General features: G+C 59.4%; 1 protein-coding gene. It reads left to right on the top strand.

All coding sequences use genetic code 11. From position 1 onward, the window contains the following. Positions 1-2,393: DNA primase (locus EDC54_RS17805; protein ID WP_132459478.1), on the top strand; the 2,393-nt coding region annotated here is incomplete at both ends.

Here is a 2,393-nt window from a genome sequence, read left to right on the forward strand (position 1 = left end):
GCACGCCTCCCCGAATCCGAGTTGCAGCACCTCAAAGCCGCCGTGCCGTTAGTGGAGGTGGTGCGTGCGCAGGGGCGGCAGGTGTTTAAGCGCGGTAAAGACGTGATAGTGCTCTGCCCGTTCCATCAGGAGAAAAACCCGTCCTGTGTTATCAGCCCGGAGAAGAACCTGTATCACTGCTTCGGCTGCGATGCGGGCGGCTCGGTGCTGGACTGGGTGATGAAAACGGAAGGGTTAAGCCTGCACCGGGCGGTTGACCGCCTGCGCGGTGAGCTGGGTGTGGTGCCAGCGGCAGCGCCGTTGCCACCTGTTGCCGATATCACCGATGAGCAGGAAAGGCAGGCGTTACTGACACGCGTTATCGACTTCTATCACCATACGCTGCTGAATGCGCCGGAGGCCATCGCCTATCTGGAAAAGCGCCGCCTCAATCATCCTGAGTTAGTCGCTGCGTTTAAGCTGGGGTTCGCCAACCGCACGCTGGCGTATCGTCTGCTGCCGAAGAAACTCAAAGACGGTGCGGCCATCCGGGGTCAGTTGCAGGCGCTGGGGATAATGCGCTCGTCCGGGCATGAACATCTGGCTGGGTCATTAGTCGTTCCGGTTATCGATATCAACGGTCAGGTGCGTGAACTGTATGGCCGCAAGGTCAGCAGTGAGTTACGCAGAGGCACGCCGCTGCACCTGTATCTGCCGGGGCCACACGGCGGGGTGTGGAACGAGCAAGTATTAGTGGCGAGTAAGTCCGTTATCTTATGTGAATCCCTTATCGATGCGATGTCGTTCTGGGTAGCGGGTTATCGTAACGTGACGGCGGCGTATGGGGTCAGCGGGTTTACCGATGAGATGCGGCAAGCCTTTACCCGGCATGGTGTGAAGCAGGTGCTTATCGCGTTCGATAACGACGCGGCAGGCGATGAAGGCGCGGTAAAACTGGCTTCTGCGTTAGCCGCTGACGGCATCACGCCGTTCCGTATCGTGTTCCCGGCCGGGATGGATGCGAATGAATACCTGTGCAAGGTCTCAGAGCCGGAGCGGGCGTTCCGTGCCGTCGTGGAAGGTGCGCTACCGATGGGGGAGGCGGTCGGGGTTGAATCCGAGCCTGAACCCCCCTCTGTGCCACAACGGAAAGCTTCACCGCAACCGACCACATCCTTAGCGACGGGTGTGGCGGCGGAAAAAACGGCGCAGGTTGCCGAGCCGGGCGTGGTGGTTGACGTGTTACCGAACGGTGAGCTGGAGATAGCGCTGTCCGGCCAGCAATGGCGCATCCGGGGCATGGCGTCGGTGAAAGCGGGTAGCGGCGTGATGAAGGTGAACGCGCAGGTACTGGATACGGAAAGCGGCGTGGTGTTCGCCGACAGCGTGGACATGATGAGTGCGCGGAGCCGTGCAGGGTATGCGCGGTTGGCGGCCAGTGAACTGGGGCTGGCCGAAAGCGACATCAAACGGCACTTAGGTCGTGTACTGCTGGCACTGGAAAGTCATCTGAGCCAGCCGGAAACGGGTGATAACACCGCGCCGGAACTGGACGATGCCGCGAAAGCCGACGCGCTGGCGTTGCTGCGTGACCCTAACCTTATCGGCAGGCTGACCGATGACCTTGCCGCCTGTGGCGTGGTGGGGGAATCGACCAACTTAGTGGCGGGTTACTTAGCAGCAGTGTCGCGCAAGCTGGACAGGCCGTTAGCAGTGTTAATCCAGAGCAGTTCGGCAGCGGGCAAATCCTCCCTGATGGACGCCGTTCTTAACCTCATCCCACCGGAAGAACGCTTACAGTACAGCGCCATGACGGGACAAAGCCTGTTCTATCTGGGCGAAACCAACCTGCAACACAAGATACTGGCGATAGCGGAAGAAGAAGGTGTACGGCAGGCCGCGTATGCGCTCAAGCTGTTGCAGAGTGACGGGGAACTGACCATTGCTTCAACGGGCAAGGACGATGCCACAGGAAACCTCGTCACCAAACAATACACGGTAAAAGGCCCGGTGATGCTGATGTTAACCACCACGGCCATCGATGTGGATGAAGAGCTGCTGAACCGTTGTCTGGTGCTGACGGTGAATGAGAGCAGGGAGCAAACCGAGGCTATCCATGCCTTGCAGCGCCATAAACAGACGCTGGCAGGCTTGCTGATGGAGAACGAGAAAGGCTATCTGACTGAGTTGCACCAGAACGCCCAGCGGTTACTGAAACCGTTAAAGGTGGTGAACCCGTTCGCGTCACAGCTCACGTTCCTGAGCGACAAGACGCGCACCCGCCGCGACCATATGAAATACCTGACGCTTATCCAGTCAATCGCGCTGCTGCATCAGTACCAGCGGGACGTGAAGACGGTGGCGCACCGTGGCGCGGTTATCGAGTACATCGAGGTCGAGCGCTCGGATATCGT

The organism is Samsonia erythrinae, from assembly GCF_004342665.1.
Classification (GTDB): Bacteria; Pseudomonadota; Gammaproteobacteria; order Enterobacterales; family Enterobacteriaceae; genus Samsonia; species Samsonia erythrinae.